Origin of the sequence: Gloeocapsopsis sp. IPPAS B-1203 (genome assembly GCF_002749975.1) — a bacterium.
Classification (GTDB): Bacteria; Cyanobacteriota; Cyanobacteriia; order Cyanobacteriales; family Chroococcidiopsidaceae; genus Gloeocapsopsis.
This window is the reverse complement of the sequence record NZ_PEIG01000005.1, coordinates 19453-33811: the sequence shown is the minus strand read 5'-3', so window position 1 is coordinate 33811 and position 14359 is coordinate 19453. Positions and strand designations below refer to the sequence as shown.

Annotated in this window: 13 protein-coding genes; 10 read left to right on the top strand and 3 right to left on the bottom strand. The window is 42.5% G+C overall.

Annotated elements, in window-relative coordinates; genetic code table 11:
• The first annotated feature begins 4 nt into the window (after positions 1–4).
• The 6 genes from CSQ79_RS10070 to CSQ79_RS10045 all read left to right on the top strand — a co-directional run bounded on the left by CSQ79_RS10070 (position 5) and on the right by CSQ79_RS10045 (position 5760).
• The gene (locus CSQ79_RS10070) at positions 5–634 is read left to right on the top strand and encodes an FMN-dependent NADH-azoreductase (RefSeq protein ID WP_099701057.1); all 630 of its coding nucleotides are present in this window, start codon (positions 5–7) and stop codon (positions 632–634) included.
• A 27-nt stretch (positions 635–661) separates the two neighbouring features.
• Positions 662–1150: an anthrone oxygenase family protein gene (locus tag CSQ79_RS10065; protein ID WP_099701056.1), complete on the top strand. Its 489-nt coding sequence runs from the start codon at positions 662–664 to the stop codon at positions 1148–1150.
• Between the two features lie 140 nt (positions 1151–1290).
• Entirely contained in the window at positions 1291–2691 is a 1401-nt protein-coding gene (locus CSQ79_RS10060) for a sensor histidine kinase (RefSeq protein WP_099701055.1), read from the top strand.
• A gap of 351 nt (positions 2692–3042) precedes the next feature.
• A complete protein-coding gene (locus tag CSQ79_RS10055; protein WP_099701054.1) occupies positions 3043–3939 on the top strand; it encodes a DUF2267 domain-containing protein in 897 nt (298 codons plus the stop codon).
• 263 nt (positions 3940–4202) lie between these two features.
• Positions 4203–4847, top strand: a complete 645-nt coding sequence (locus CSQ79_RS10050) for a hypothetical protein (protein WP_099701053.1) — start codon at positions 4203–4205, stop codon at positions 4845–4847.
• Positions 4848–5172: 325 nt separating this feature from the next.
• The gene (locus CSQ79_RS10045; RefSeq protein WP_099701342.1) at positions 5173–5760 is read left to right on the top strand and encodes a glyoxalase-like domain protein; all 588 of its coding nucleotides are present in this window, start codon (positions 5173–5175) and stop codon (positions 5758–5760) included.
• A gap of 92 nt (positions 5761–5852) precedes the next feature.
• Here the strand turns inward: CSQ79_RS10045 and CSQ79_RS10040 are convergent, their stop codons facing one another.
• Together CSQ79_RS10040 and lysS are read right to left on the bottom strand one after the other, a co-directional pair.
• The gene (locus tag CSQ79_RS10040) at positions 5853–6323 is read right to left on the bottom strand and encodes a GNAT family N-acetyltransferase (RefSeq protein WP_289501006.1); all 471 of its coding nucleotides are present in this window, start codon (positions 6321–6323) and stop codon (positions 5853–5855) included.
• 121 nt (positions 6324–6444) lie between these two features.
• A complete protein-coding gene (lysS, locus tag CSQ79_RS10035; protein WP_099701051.1) occupies positions 6445–8175 on the bottom strand; it encodes a lysine--tRNA ligase in 1731 nt (576 codons plus the stop codon).
• Between the two features lie 428 nt (positions 8176–8603).
• On the opposite strand from lysS, the gene CSQ79_RS10030 reads away from it, so the two are divergent.
• The 4 genes from CSQ79_RS10030 (at position 8604) to CSQ79_RS10015 (ending at position 12998) form a co-directional block, all read left to right on the top strand.
• Positions 8604–9953, top strand: coding sequence for a cytochrome P450 (locus CSQ79_RS10030; protein WP_099701050.1), 1350 nt, complete (start codon positions 8604–8606; stop codon positions 9951–9953).
• 297 nt (positions 9954–10250) lie between these two features.
• On the top strand, positions 10251–11822 hold the full coding sequence (locus CSQ79_RS10025) for a helicase C-terminal domain-containing protein (protein ID WP_099701049.1): 1572 nt from the start codon (positions 10251–10253) through the stop codon (positions 11820–11822).
• Between the two features lie 276 nt (positions 11823–12098).
• A complete protein-coding gene (locus CSQ79_RS10020; protein WP_099701048.1) occupies positions 12099–12311 on the top strand; it encodes a DUF2839 domain-containing protein in 213 nt (70 codons plus the stop codon).
• A 342-nt stretch (positions 12312–12653) separates the two neighbouring features.
• Positions 12654–12998 carry a DUF1815 family protein gene (locus CSQ79_RS10015; RefSeq protein WP_099701047.1) on the top strand — a complete coding sequence of 115 codons (345 nt, stop codon included), beginning with the start codon at positions 12654–12656 and terminating at the stop codon, positions 12996–12998.
• A gap of 195 nt (positions 12999–13193) precedes the next feature.
• On the opposite strand, the gene recA is transcribed toward CSQ79_RS10015, so the two are convergent.
• On the bottom strand, positions 13194–14261 hold the full coding sequence (gene recA / locus CSQ79_RS10010) for a recombinase RecA (protein ID WP_099701046.1): 1068 nt from the start codon (positions 14259–14261) through the stop codon (positions 13194–13196).
• Positions 14262–14359: the final 98 nt, after the last annotated feature.

The following is a 14359-nucleotide window of genomic DNA, read 5'->3' as shown; positions in this document are numbered from 1 at the left end:
AAATATGGCTCGCATTCTACACCTTGATTCTAGTCCTAGAGGAGAAAGATCGCACTCGCGTCGCATGACAAGAGAATTCATTGAGGCGAGGAGGCAAACTCATCCCTCTGATCTTGTCACCTATCGGGATATTGGTCGTAATCCTGTTCCCCATGTCGATGAACTGTGGATTGCCGCAGCTTATACACCGCTAGAGCAACGCACACCTGAACTATCAAAGGCAATTTCTATTAGCGATCGCCTCATAGATGAGTTTTTAGCAGCTGATCTCTACGTTATCGGCATACCCATGTACAATTTCAGCGTACCCAGTACATTTAAGGCTTATATTGACCAGATTGTGCGTGTGGGGCGAACCTTCGCGTTTGAACCAGAAAATACTGCAAATCCTTACAAACCACTCGTGTTGGGTAAGAAAATGTTTGTGATTACAGCGCGAGGTAGTTCTGGTTTTGCACCTGGTGAGCATAACGAGAAGCTCAATTATCAAGATCCATATTTAAGAGCAATCTTTGGATTTATTGGCATCACCGATATCACATTTATTCATATTGAAAATGATGAGTTCGGTGGCACAAGTTTAGCGCGATCAATCGCAGCTGCGCGTATCCAAGTTGCTCAATTAGTGGCGTAAAGCGTTGCAACAACATTAGGAGGCTTTATGATAACTGTTAACCACTTACCTGTTGTTTTGCAGCTTTTTGCAGCGTTAGGCTGCGGGTTGGTAGCCGGAGTTTTCTTTGCCTTCTCGACTTTCGTAATGAGCGCACTTGCCCGACTTCCATCAACGCAAGGTATCATTGCCATGCAATCGATCAATATCACAGCAATTAATCCCTTGTTCATGGCTGCCTTATTTGGAACATCTCTATCTTGCCTTCTTTTAGCTATTTTTTCGCTATCAAAGTGGCATCAACCTGGCGCTGCTTACTTGCTTATTGGTAGCCTCCTCTATCTTGTCGGTACAGTGCTAGTAACAATCGTGTTTAATGTGCCACTCAATGAAGCGCTAGCGACAGTCAAGCCAGACACCATTGAGGGTGCGAACTTGTGGGCTAGTTACCTAACCAACTGGACGTTTTGGAACCATATTCGGGCAATAGCAGCATTTTTGGCAGCAGCTGCATTTACCTTGGCACTTGGAACTTGAGCAAAGCAATAAAATGATACTGTATACGCTTAAAATAGCGGCATCAATAGTTCAATTAGCTTGTGTTTAGGACTAACCACGTACTACTAGCAACGAGCGAAGCGGATGTACTACCGTAGTCTTAAGCTCAAAAATTCAAAATGTTTCAAGCTACTCGTCGCCGTTTGGCTTTGTGGTATACAGCAGTTACGGCTGTACTACTATTAGTGTTTGCTAGTGGAGTTTATTTGTATGTTCGCAGTACATTAATCGAGCGAATTGACGATACTCTCAATCACGTTGTCGAGGTTGTCGAGCGATCGCTTGTGATTGAATCTACCACAACGAATGCTGACCAATTTCGCATCAACATCGAAGCGACTTTTCGAGATAATGCAGATGCTGTCGAGGACGACCATATTGATTTGGAGTGGTTTAGCCCCACCGGCGAACTTCTATGGTCAACTTTATCTGAACCATTAGGTCTTCTAGTTCATCCAAATCGCACTGGTGAAACTGTCAAGGTTATTCGAGATCAAGATGCAGTCGCAGGACAGGAAGATTACACTCCACTCTTACTGCGACAAGTGACCGAAAGAGTTGAAGTTGGACGACAAGTGTTAGGGTATTTGCGCGTTAGCCATCCGTGGTTTGAAGTCACAAAACCAATCCGCCAATTAATTTTTGACTTAAGTCTTGGCACAGGGTTAATGGTGCTTTCTGTTGCCTTTTGTGGTTGGTTTCTTTCGGGAAAAGCAATGGAACCCGTACGCGAATCTTATCAACGCCTCAAACAATTCACTGCTGATGCTTCCCACGAACTGAGAAGTCCAATTGCCCTCATTCAAACTAATGTCCAAGTAGCACTGACTGATCCTGAACTTTTAGAAGCTTCAGGTGCTGGTGCTAAATACTACCAACAGTTAACCGTCATTGAAAGGCTGACTCAACGATTAGGTCGTTTAGTAGACGATCTACTCTTTCTCGCACGCCAAGATAGCGGCATTGTGAAGCCCTGTTTTGCTGCGTGTCCTTTGGATGCTTTGCTGATGGAAGTGGTGGAAGAACAACAACTACCCGCAACTGAAAAGAATATTACGCTGTCGCTACATTTAATTGAAGCGCCTGAATCGCATAACCCGCAACTGATTGAGGATTGGTTTACACTTCAAGGTGATTGGAATCAACTCGTGCGTTTGTTTACCAACTTAATCGTTAACGCAGTACATTACACACCACACGGTGGTAAAGTCAATGTTGAGTTGACGAGAATCGCTTCACCGCTGGCGACTCGTATAGCTTTGCTGCAAGTTAAGGTGAGTGATACAGGTATTGGTATTCCTGAAACAGCCTTACCACGATTGTTTGATCGTTTTTATCGCGTAGACCCTGCGCGCACTCATACTGCAACAACTCCGGTTGCTATTCCCACAGGTTCAGGTCTTGGTTTAGCGATCGCCAACGCGATCGCCGAGAATCACCACGGTCAAATTCAAGTAGAAAGTCTCTTACATCAAGGCACAACTTTTACTGTTACTTTACCGCTAAATACTGAGTCTTAATACTCATCCTTAAAAATAAAAAATTATCAAAATGCTTCCTGTGACAGATGCAATGAAGTAATTATTCCTAATAATTTACAGTGACATGACAATTGGCGACTAGTGGTTAGCAATTAGCTAATTCCCTTAATCAATGGATAATATCTTGGTTTCAAACTATCGGATTTATCCGTTTATTTCAACTAAAAGCTAATTGCTTTTTTGATATCAGTTGTAGTGCTTTGCCGCAATTGATCCCTCGTCAGTTTACTCAGTTCCGCTCCTGTAAGAAAATAGGGTCACAACTGGAAAATCAAATACCTGTACTCATAGTGCTACTACTGTTAACAATTTAGAATTAGGAAAAGTGCAATGCCCATTCCCATTAGAGAAGATATTGTCTACATCATCCTCAATAAAATTAATGATAGTGGTCAAGGAATGCACGAAGTTAACTTTGAGGAAAGTGACTTCTTCCCAGGCATACAGATAACAAGAGCTGAATTATTAGGTCATCTCGATTATCTCAATCAAACACAATATATCAAGGCAGAATTTTCAGGAAATGCCTATGCCAACCAAGAAGACGTTCCTAGTGCAGTTGAATCTAAAGAAGTTGATTTTAGAGTTGCTAATACTTTTGGTGCAGAAGATGGTCCCTTACCGCATTTAATTACCTTTGAATCAGCAGAACTCACCGAAAAAGGTAAGCGAATGCTCCAAAAAATGGAGGAGACTCCTCCTAAATCTCTCAAAGAAGGGGTATCAGTTCCGATTGCCACAAAAGATATGCCTTTTCTAGAAAAGGTAATGATCAAAGGGGGATTTGAGGATATTTTTGATGCTAGGGATGTCACTGAGGTAATTTACCGTGCCATGCGCGATTTGATGCCCACAGAAACCTCTGACCAAGTAGAAAAAGAGTTACACAAAGAAGTGTTGCCCACAGAGGATAAAGCGCTACAAATGGAAATCGCAGACCTTTGGCGCGATACTAATCCTATTGTTGGCTTCTTAAGCAGGATTCGCGCGCCTTTTGATCATTCAAATCGTCACAATCCTACTGATATTTCCAATGTTAATGACGAACGCTTTTTAACGCGCGTTAAAAATGAATCACCAATGGCAGCAACAGGTTACGATATAGACCGCGACCAAGCCGTCAAAGCTGTGTTTGCTGCAACTAAAGAGGAATTATCGGAAGAACGAAGTCAGGAAATTGCTCAATATCTACCTGGAAAAGTTCGACAACTCTGGGAAGAAGCTTAATTCATAGTAAATAGTTGAGTATAGTTAAGTTATGAGTTCAATGCTTTAATTAACTCATAACTTAATTTTTTTTAGCATATAATCCAGTCGAGAGAAAGGATGAAGGCAGCTATTTTATAGCTTTTGATGAAAAAAGTACTTTTAAATAAGTCGATCAAACTAAACAAAGTTGAATGTTTGCCCAAGAGGTAAAAATGTTTAACGTTACTCCACATAATTTAAAAAAAATCCAATTTCTAACTGTATTCAGTACGGTAATAATAATGCCAATAATATCTGGAAGCGCAGCATTTGCCGTCCCCAGAGAAAGTCAGTTATATTCTCAATTACAACCGAGTCCTGGTAGTCCATCGCTTAACCCTAAACCAAGCATTTTCAACGAAGCGCCCTATAACCGTACCCAAACTCCAGTATCTCCAAGTCCTGATATCCCAGTATCACCTACAACTCCAGGAACAACGCCTCCCTCACCTTGTCCACCTACAGCACCTAGCGCGACTACACCACCAACACCTCTACCTGGTACTCCTCCCAGTTCAACTCCAGCACCTAGTTCTGTAACTCAGCCTCCGCTACCAGAACAACAACAAGCTCCTATTGCAAGAGTAATGCCTGTTGATGGGAGAGTGAATATTAGATTGACTAATACAACCAATGCTGTGATTTTCTATCAAGTCATTGGTAATACTGAACAACGCAGCCTTGCAGGAAAGTCAGAAGTGACACTACGCGATCTACCTGCACCTGTATCATTAACATTTTCCCGACAAGATCGAGGATTACTTAGACCAACTATGAGTGCAACTTCAATGGGATTGTTGGAAGTTACATTAGACGCCACAACTGATTTAGCAGAGGATCGAACAACAATTCGAGTACAACAAGATGGTGCTGTCTTAGTTAATTAGTGAGTTGCCTCCATCTACTCTCAAAAACTTCATCCGAAAAGTGAGGAGTGGTTATCCTCACTTTTTTGCTGTTTTATCAAAATAGCGATCGCTTACTAAATTTACGTAAAACTTAAGTGAGGAACTTCTCGCTCGTTTGCTCCAGTATAAATGCTTAACGCATAATATAAAAGTTAGATTTTTTGTCATTGATAAACTAGAAATGTATACATAAAAATATTTAGCTCAGCAACACTTGATTGCTCAAAGTGAATTAATCGCACTCTCAAGCAAGACAGCAGTTGCCGTTTTTAATACAAATTATCGCTCAAACCCTTGTAAATTAATGTTTTTAGTTTTTGGTAATATGTCTCTCCTTTCGCCTTTAACTGTAGGTGCTTTTTTCCCAGGACTCGACACCTTGTTTTCCACGCAAGGAATTATGGTTATGCTACTAGCCGCCTATGCAGGTGCTATGTGGCTATTTCTGACCAGCGCGCCTAAAGTACACACCGTTATGGTGTCAGATATGGAAATAGCTAGACAGTTGTATGAAGGACTGCTTGATTTACCCGCTGCTGATGTGCCATTACACTATTACTACAACTATGAGCAAACCATTGGTGCAGCAGGAATTGACCCATTATATATGTCTGCTAGTCCAGGAATTGGTACAACTCGTAGTTTGAATGCTCCTGATGGGCTGTGGTATCAACTCAAGAAAAATACTCAATTGCATGTAGTTTCTGGTGCTGGTTTGGGTAGAAAGAACCAGCAACGTCATGTTTGCTTTGACCGCGACTGTTTAGAACAAATCTTAATGCGTGTGGAAGTTCGCGGGTTAAAGCACAAAATTCTCAGTCAAAAACCGTTAACCTTTTTAGTCAAAGATCTCGAAGGACGTGTCATCGAGTTAGCAGAAGTTTCTAACTAGGAGCGAGGAGTGAGGGGGCGCTTCTTGAGAGCAACGCGATGAGGCGGGTTGGCTGCACGCGGTTGTTATGCGGTGTGTACATTTCTTTTGCCTTATGCACCCTCGTCAAGATAGTAAATGTATTCAACATATGTCTCTCCAACTTTCCGCGCACCTGTGATCTCAAAAGTCCTCTTTGCAGCTTCATTATCCAAAGATGTTCCGACCCAAATGCGGCTAATTTGATCTTCTATACAACACCTCTTAAGCTCTTCAATCATTCGAGTTCCTATCCCTTTTCTCCTAAACTTTTCATCAACGACAATATCGTACAAGTACACTTGGAAGCTGGTACTCTCTACAGCGGGAAAACGAAAAGCACTCAAATAACCAATGGGAGTTGAATCAACTACACACAAAATGAAATAGCAATTCTTATCAGCCAAGGCTTGCTTTAGATAAGCATGGCTAGCGATATTGCCGCCTCGATCTGACTCTGGGATCAACAACCAAATGGCGGAAGCTAAAAGCTGACAATCGTTCTCCTGTAATCTCCGCATCTCCATAAGAGGTTGCGATCGCATCGTTAGATTTCTTGTAGAAGTAGGCTAAAGGATTGTTAACTAGAAACGAGAAGCCAAGAAATAGTGATTAGGTTTTAGGTAAATATTATTACTGTTCTTCCCTAACCTCTGATCCCTTATATCAATCACTTTTCAACCGCACTTGGTCGTATGCAAATTTACCGCGAATGTATTCGTTGAAATAATGTCCTTGAGAAGTCTCCTGTTCTAAGCCTTGCGCAATATCAGCGGGAACATCTTGGTAGTTGTAGATACTGCCATTTTTGAATTCAATTTGGAGAAGTTTCCGAGCGGGATCGTAATCGTATTTTTTGATCAAGCTGCTAGCGGATTTGAGTAATGGAAAAGCGATCGCATCGCGAATACTCGCACAATTTGTTAATAGCATCACCAAGCGGTCAATTCCAATACCTAAACCTACAGTTGGTGGCATTCCATACTCTAAGGCAGTGATAAAATCTTCATCAACGCCCTGTGCTTCGAGGTCTCCGGCTGCTTTACGCGCTGCTTGGGCTTCAAGTCGCTGACGTTGATCGATCGGATCAGTTAACTCAGAAAAACCATTTGCTGTCTCTCTACCCACAATAAACAATTCAAATCGCTCAACCAAACCAGGCTTGGAACGATGCGGCTTAGCCAAAGGTGAAATTTCTACAGGATAGTCGAGAACAAAAGTTGGCTGAATGAGTTGAGATTCGGCTTTTTGTTCAAATGCTTCATTGAGAACTTTACCAATCGAATCACATTCCTCAACATTAATCCCTGCATTCGCTGCCGCGATTTTTGCTTCTTCAAGTGTAGAAAATGCTGTGAAATCAAGTCCTGTAACTTCCTTGACTAAATCATGCATTGTTACGCGCCGCCAAGGAGGAGTTAAATCAATGGCCTCACCTTGGTACGTAATTTGCAGCTTACCCAATACCTCTTGCGCCACAGTAACAATCAAATCCTCCGTCAGCGCCATCATGTCATTGTAGTCGCCGTAAGCTTGGTAAACTTCTACTGATGTAAATTCTGGGTTGTGGCGTGTCGAAACGCCTTCATTACGAAAAATGCGCCCTAACTCAAATACTTTTTCAAATCCACCCACAATCATCCGCTTGAGGTGTAGTTCTGTCGCAATTCGCAGATACAACTCCATTTCCAGCGTATTGTGGTAGGTGATAAACGGACGCGCATCTGCGCCTCCAGCCTCTGCTTGTAGGACAGGAGTTTCAATTTCAATAAAGCCCTGTGTTTCTAAATAACGACGAATTCCAGCAGTAATTCGAGCGCGGCGGCGAAAAGTTTGCTGTACTTCTGGATTCACAATTAAATCAACATACCGCTGACGATATCGCTTTTCGGTGTCTGTGAGACCATGCCATTTATCTGGTAAAGGCAACAAAGATTTAGTCAGAATCACGTACTCGCTGACATTAACCGATAACTCACCTTTTTCTGTCTTCTTGATGGTACCTTTGGCTCCTAGAATGTCTCCCACATCCGTTAGCTGCTTCAAGTGATTAAAAGCATCGGGATCGGTACTTGCCATGCCTTGCTGGATTCTTTTTTTATCCAGGTATAGTTGAATTGTGCCAGTTTCGTCTTGCAAGCTGAAAAAAGCAAGTTTACCAAAAACGCGACGTGCGAGGATACGACCGGCGATCGCAACTTCGACATCAACCTCTTCACCGTTTGGTAAATCGGCAAATTTTTCTTGGAGTTGTGCTGTATGGTGCGTAACTTCCCAGCGATAAGCGTAAGGATTCATCCCTAGTTGCTTAAGTTGAGCAACTTTTTCTAAACGCGCAGCACGGATTTCTTCTAGACTTGAGGTACTTTGAGAATTTGAAGAGTGATCGGCAGACATGGTAATTATTTAAGAGCCACTGAGGAACTATACAGACTGGCAATGCTTTCGATTATAAACTTGCGTTGCAATTCCTGTCGCAGTGTAGTTATCTCAACTTATAGCTTCATCAGGATTAATTCCTAAGCAATTTTTTGGTTAAACATTCTGACTCAGGTTCAGCACAAAGACGTTCTAGTGATGCCCTTTGTGCACTGGTGCAGCAAAACATCCTATTTACTTTACAAAGACTCTTGCCCATAATTGTAAACCCAGTGCTACTGCTCTATGACGACATAGCTTTAAAACTGAAACCAAGATTGTCTTTGAGCTAACATCTTTGCACTCACAGCGGAACTAAAGCTATTAACGATCAGCCCGTCACTTTTTGTTAGCCTCGATAAATTGGGGGTATGGGTCGCATCGTAGTAGAAATCATCAGGGACATCATGGTACAAGATATTTTTGAATTACCAGGACCAGAAGGCAAGGCTTTAGTTGGGAATCTACTCGACTTGAGCCAAGATCCGTTAGGTTTTTTAACGCATTGTGCGCGGGAGTATGGTGATATTGTGCCAATGCGCTTGGGATTAACTCCGACATGTCTAGTCACGCATCCTGATTTAATTGAGGAAATCCTCAAAGACAGGGACTCTTTTATTAAAAGTCGTGGTTTTCGGGCATTGCGTACTTTATTGGGTGAAGGATTATTAACAAGCGAGGGTGAATCGTGGTTTCGCCAGCGCCGCCTTGTGCAGCCTGTGTTTCACCAAAAGCTCATTGCTAGTTATGCCACGGTAATGGTCGAATATGCCGAACGAATGCTGACTACCTGGCAGGATGGAGAAACGCGGAATATTCATGCCGATATGATGCGTCTTACTCTCAATATTGTGATGAAATGTCTATTTAATCAAGACATTGATGAAGGAAACGCACAAGCGATCGCTCATGCGTTGGATGTCGCAATGAATTGGTTTGAAAGTAAGCGCCAGCAGAATTTTTTGATTTGGGAATGGTTTCCTCGACCAGAAAATATTCGCTATCGCAATGCTATTAGTCAAATGGACACGACGATTTACAGCATTATTGAGCAACGACGCACTAGCGGTGAAGATCCTAGAGATTTACTCTCAATGCTTATGCAGGCGCGTGATGAGGACGATGGTACTGGAATGAGCGATCGCCAATTACGCGATGAGGTGGCAACTTTGATGTTAGCAGGGCATGAAACAACAGCAAACGCGTTGACCTGGACATGGATGCTACTTGCTCAACATCCTCAAGTATTAGCTAAACTCCAAACTGAGTTGCAAGAAGTACTTAATGGACGTTCTCCTACTGTCGCTGATATTCCGCAATTGCGTTATACCGATATGATTGTAAAAGAATCGATGCGACTCTATCCACCAGTTGCAATTTTTGGGCGCGAAGCTGCAGTGGATTGTCAAATTGGTGACTACAACGTACCCAAAGGCTGTACGATTATGATTAGCCAGTGGGTAATGCATCGTAATCCTCGGTATTTTGCTGATCCCGAAATTTTTAAGCCAGAACGCTGGGCAGACGATTTAGAAAAACAACTGCCCAGAGGCGTTTATATTCCTTTTGGTGATGGACCACGCATTTGTATTGGCAAAGGTTTTGCACTCATGGAAGCTATTTTATTACTCGCAACAGTTGCTCAGAAGTTTCATCTCAATCTTTTGCCTGTTCCGATTGTGCCGCAGCCTTCAATTACTCTGCGACCAGAGCATGGTATCAAAGTGGTTTTGGAACTGAATGCTTCAGGGAAATAGTCTGCTTTTGTCAAGAGTTACAATGTCTGTTTTCTAGTATGTAAGTATCCAAACATGTACTTCTTAACTTCAGGGAAGCGCGATCGCATTAAATTTAGCTACACTGCATAAAGCCTCCCTACACTGCGATATCGATGAGTGAGTATTTCGGTTTTATACCTATGCTTCTCAGTGGTTGTAACAGTTACCAAGGAAGACTTTATTGTGTTTACACAACCCTACTTCCAGTCGCCTTGTGTTTGCATTCATAATAAAACAGGTGTGAGCAAACTAAGTTGATAGTACGAGTAAAACTACGTGATTGAAGCAGAAGTCCACTACTCACTGCATAACTTCCTGCGATCGCAGGGCGAAGCTTCCTGGCATCATCATTTAACGATGGCACGGTTGGTAGCACGAGGATTGCGGCTCAAGCGTAGTGCTTTAATTCAAGTCGGGGCTGGTAGTGGCTATCAAGGACGATATCGCCTGAGTTATCTTGCTCCCGCATTAATGTGGCAAGAACCTGTGATTATTGTTGCTCCTGAGGAAGTGCAGCAGCGATTATTGCGTGTTGAAATTCCGCCACTCCAGCAGTGGTTGCAAACTGATAAAAAAATTCTCACAGGTGATTCTTGGGCTTACGATAATTTTCAAGGGTTATTGATCGTCTCTCCTACAGCTTGGTTAGCAGCGCAGTTGGCAGGAAAAGGATTTCCTACGAGTATTCCTACAATTCTTGATGGCGTAGATGATCTGGAAATGTGGACTCGAACTCAACTTACGGCAAGTATTCAAACTGGTGATTGGGATGAATTGATGCTCGCTTTTCCCCAACAGGTAGAAGTTATTCGCAATGCACGAGTACAACTGACAAAAGCTGTTTTTCAACATCCAATTAATCCTTACGAGTGCTATCTATGCTCGCACCAAGAACAAGACATTCTCGCTAGTCTTTATCAAAGCCTAAAAATAAGTTGCACAAAAGATCAAGCGCGACACAGCGATGATACTGAGCAACTCGCTACATCCTCACATGACCTCTGGATGCCAGATGCTTGGCGTAAATTTTGGCAACACCCGCGCGACAATCAACTACTTTGGGCAACAATTTCGCGCTCTCAAGGCTTATTTTCCGTCCACTCTACGCCTGTGGAAGTTGCATCTGCACTTGCCCCAATTTGGTCTAGACAACCGGTTGTTTTAATTGGAAGTGCTTTGGATCAAGAGGCTGAAGCTCCCATCTATCGTAGAAACTTGGGTTTGGGCGAATTAACTTGTCTAAAGTTTTCTGACGATCGCCGTGAGAATCTTATTCAACTTTATTTGCCAGATCGCTTACCTTTACCAAATACACCAGAATTTCAAACTGCATTTATTGAGAAAGTACTTTCGCTCCTGAGCTTAACTGTGGCATCTCCTGGAGCAACTGTCATTTTGGTAGGAGATGTACCTCTCAAGGCACAAGTTGGTGCAACTTTAGCTGCAGAATTTGGTTCGCGGGTACAAGTTGAGAAAACGACTTTAGACAATCGCGGGATCTTAGTAACTGGTTGGGACTTTTGGCGACAGCATCAAAGTGAATTCCCAACTCCACAATTATTGATTATTGCCACGTTACCTCTCCCTTCTTTAGAAAATCCCCTGGTAGCGGGGCGAGTTGCTTACTACAAGCACAAGCATCAAGATTGGTTTCGTTTTTACCTCTTGCCAGCTGCTTTGAATGAATTAGCCCGCGCGATCGCCCCAGTTCGCGATCGCCAAGGTGTAGTTGCTTTGCTCGACAGCAGAGTCTTACACCGTAGTTATGGCTCTCAAATTCTAGCTGCTCTTAGTCCTATGGCTAGAATTGATTATTTAGATTCCAGTTTCCTCTCTCCAGCCAATTAAGGGACTAGGAGCGAGCGATTAGTGATGAGTGATGAGTGGCGCTTTGGCTAATGATTAGTAAGAGTGTGGGAGTGTGGGAGTGTAAAAGATAATTGTCAATTTCCCTCATACCCTACTACCCTACTACCCGCCTACCTCTTGCCCATTGCTGTCGTGCTGGTAGGAGCGCTATTATCAAGGCACAGCAGATGTTTGACATTGACTACGAGACTGATTACTGAGTATTTATTCAGTTTTTTCAATCTACAATCTCAAAATTCAGAATGGAATAGGACTATGGGCGAAGCAAAGCGTCGTAAAGCAGCACTAGGGGAGAACTACGGTAAAGAAGCTCAAATCCTTTCTTGGCTTCCTATCACCAAAAGTCAAGCCCAACAATTTAGTAAATGGAGCAATCGCGGTGCTTGGTTTGGTATTGGCTTTCTAGTTATTTGGTGGATCACTGTTCGGTTTATTGGTCCAGCTTTTGGCTGGTGGCAAGTGACCTAGTTCTGACTAAATTGATTTTTCATAAATGTCATAAAAATTTACGTTTGCTATTGTCACTCTTAAATAGCAGAGTATTAGGTGAGCCAGACTTGACTTTTGCGTTATTTCTAGCCACTGCTAACGACAGGAACACTCTGTGAGAGTGACAGTCTGTAGATTTAAGCAAGAAATATGACTTTTTGCATACAGTCAATTAGCAAATAATCAGTTAGCTTGTATCTATGTAAATGTTTATCTGAATTTAGATAGAATATTTACCTCTGAAATAAATATATTTTTAGGTAAATATAAAGAAAATCTAAAAATAGGTTTACAATTAAGTGTGGTGTTTGGAGGACGACCGTGTTTCTCAGATTAGCAGAACAACACCGACAATATGTCCAGGATCTCGTGATGAACCTGCAAGCTCTGGCAACCGTGTTAGAGCGACGTGGTTATTTGGCATCATGTTATACCTGTGGCGGGCAAATGAGCAGCGCCTCATTTATGGTTAGCTTGGGAGACAACCATTTGATTCGGTTTCTCGTGTCCGATTATGGCATCACTTGGACTGAGATGCGTGACGATCGCGAACTTATGAAGTTAGAGGGCGCTGAAGCAATTAGTCAGTTACAAGAACTTGCTAATTTAGTCAAACATTCTGTTTCCCCTAATGAATCACCAATATTGCTGAGCAAAAAGGTTTAGATATTGTGGCACTCTAAATCTATTAGTCTCAGCAGGTGGCAAAGCGATCGCTACTTAGGTTTATAGGACGCAACTGCGCAAAGATCAGATCCAAATAAAATCCCTAGCTCGTACAGCACAGCTAGGGATTTTAACTTAACAAAGTACTAGAAGTGAAATAGACTTAACTTGTCTTACCACTCCTAATAATTGTAATTATTCGTCAGCATCTAATTCTGCATCGTCTTCAGTTTCTCCAACTGAATTAGCAGAAACAACTGCTCCCATTTCCAGCTTTTCTCGAACTATCTGCTGAATTTGCTGCGCTAGTTCAAGATTTTCTTCTAAATATTTGATGGCATTATCACGACCTTGAGCAATATTATCGCCGTTGTAGCTGTACCAAGCTCCCTTACGGACAACAACGCCAGTTTCTTCTGCTAGGTCAACAATACAGCCTAGAGTTGAAACACCTTTGCCAAAAACAATATCAAATTCTGCCACTCGAAAAGGTGGTGCCACTTTGTTTTTAGCAACTTTAACTTTGACACGATTACCAAACTCTTCGGTACCTTTTTTCAAGGTTTGAATCCGGCGAATGTCGAGTCGAACTGAAGCATAAAACTTGAGAGCGTTACCACCAGTAGTTGTTTCTGGGTTGCCGTAAGTCACACCGATCTTTTGGCGCAACTGGTTGAGAAATATGACAGTACAGCCAGATTTACCAATATTACCTGTGATTTTCCTTAACGCTTGGCTCATTAAACGAGCTTGAAGACCAACGTGCGTATCACCCATTTCGCCTTCAATTTCAGCACGGGGAACAAGTGCAGCTACTGAGTCTACTACGACAATGTCTACAGCTGCCGAGCGGACGAGCTGATCCACAATTTCTAAAGCCGCTTCCCCTGTATCGGGTTGAGAAACCAGTAAATTGGCAATATCAACTCCCAGTGCAGCAGCATAGGTAGGATCGAGGGCGTGTTCCGCATCAACAAATGCAGCAACACCACCATTTTTCTGAACTTCTGCAACTGCGTGCAGTGCTACTGTCGTTTTACCAGAACTTTCTGGACCATAAACTTCGATGACTCGCCCTTTGGGTAAACCACCGCCCAAAGCTAAATCTAGAGTTAACGCGCCCGTGGAAATTGTTTCCACCCGCATTCGAGTGGCATCACCAAGACGCATAATTGCTCCTTTACCGAAGCTGCGTTCAATTTGGTTTAGCACCAAATTCAGGGCTTTTTGTTTTCCGGATGTATCAGTTGTATCAATAGCCATTATTGCCTCTAAGTAGGGAGGTTTAAAATTATTCTGGGAGTTATGACTAGTGCAGATATACTATTTTAGCTAGATTTTCTCAACTTTTGCATGAAACT

Coding starts and splice junctions, on each gene's coding strand:
- lysS (WP_099701051.1), bottom strand. CDS start 8,175: ATGTCTGCCGATCACTCTTCAAATTCTCAAAGTACCTCAAGTCTAGAA.
- CSQ79_RS10050 (WP_099701053.1), top strand. CDS start 4,203: ATGCCAATAATATCTGGAAGCGCAGCATTTGCCGTCCCCAGAGAAAGT.
- CSQ79_RS10030 (WP_099701050.1), top strand. CDS start 8,604: ATGGTACAAGATATTTTTGAATTACCAGGACCAGAAGGCAAGGCTTTA.
- recA (WP_099701046.1), bottom strand. CDS start 14,261: ATGGCTATTGATACAACTGATACATCCGGAAAACAAAAAGCCCTGAAT.
- CSQ79_RS10020 (WP_099701048.1), top strand. CDS start 12,099: ATGGGCGAAGCAAAGCGTCGTAAAGCAGCACTAGGGGAGAACTACGGT.
- CSQ79_RS10070 (WP_099701057.1), top strand. CDS start 5: ATGGCTCGCATTCTACACCTTGATTCTAGTCCTAGAGGAGAAAGATCG.
- CSQ79_RS10045 (WP_099701342.1), top strand. CDS start 5,173: ATGTTTTTAGTTTTTGGTAATATGTCTCTCCTTTCGCCTTTAACTGTA.
- CSQ79_RS10065 (WP_099701056.1), top strand. CDS start 662: ATGATAACTGTTAACCACTTACCTGTTGTTTTGCAGCTTTTTGCAGCG.
- CSQ79_RS10060 (WP_099701055.1), top strand. CDS start 1,291: ATGTTTCAAGCTACTCGTCGCCGTTTGGCTTTGTGGTATACAGCAGTT.
- CSQ79_RS10055 (WP_099701054.1), top strand. CDS start 3,043: ATGCCCATTCCCATTAGAGAAGATATTGTCTACATCATCCTCAATAAA.
- CSQ79_RS10040 (WP_289501006.1), bottom strand. CDS start 6,323: ATGCGATCGCAACCTCTTATGGAGATGCGGAGATTACAGGAGAACGAT.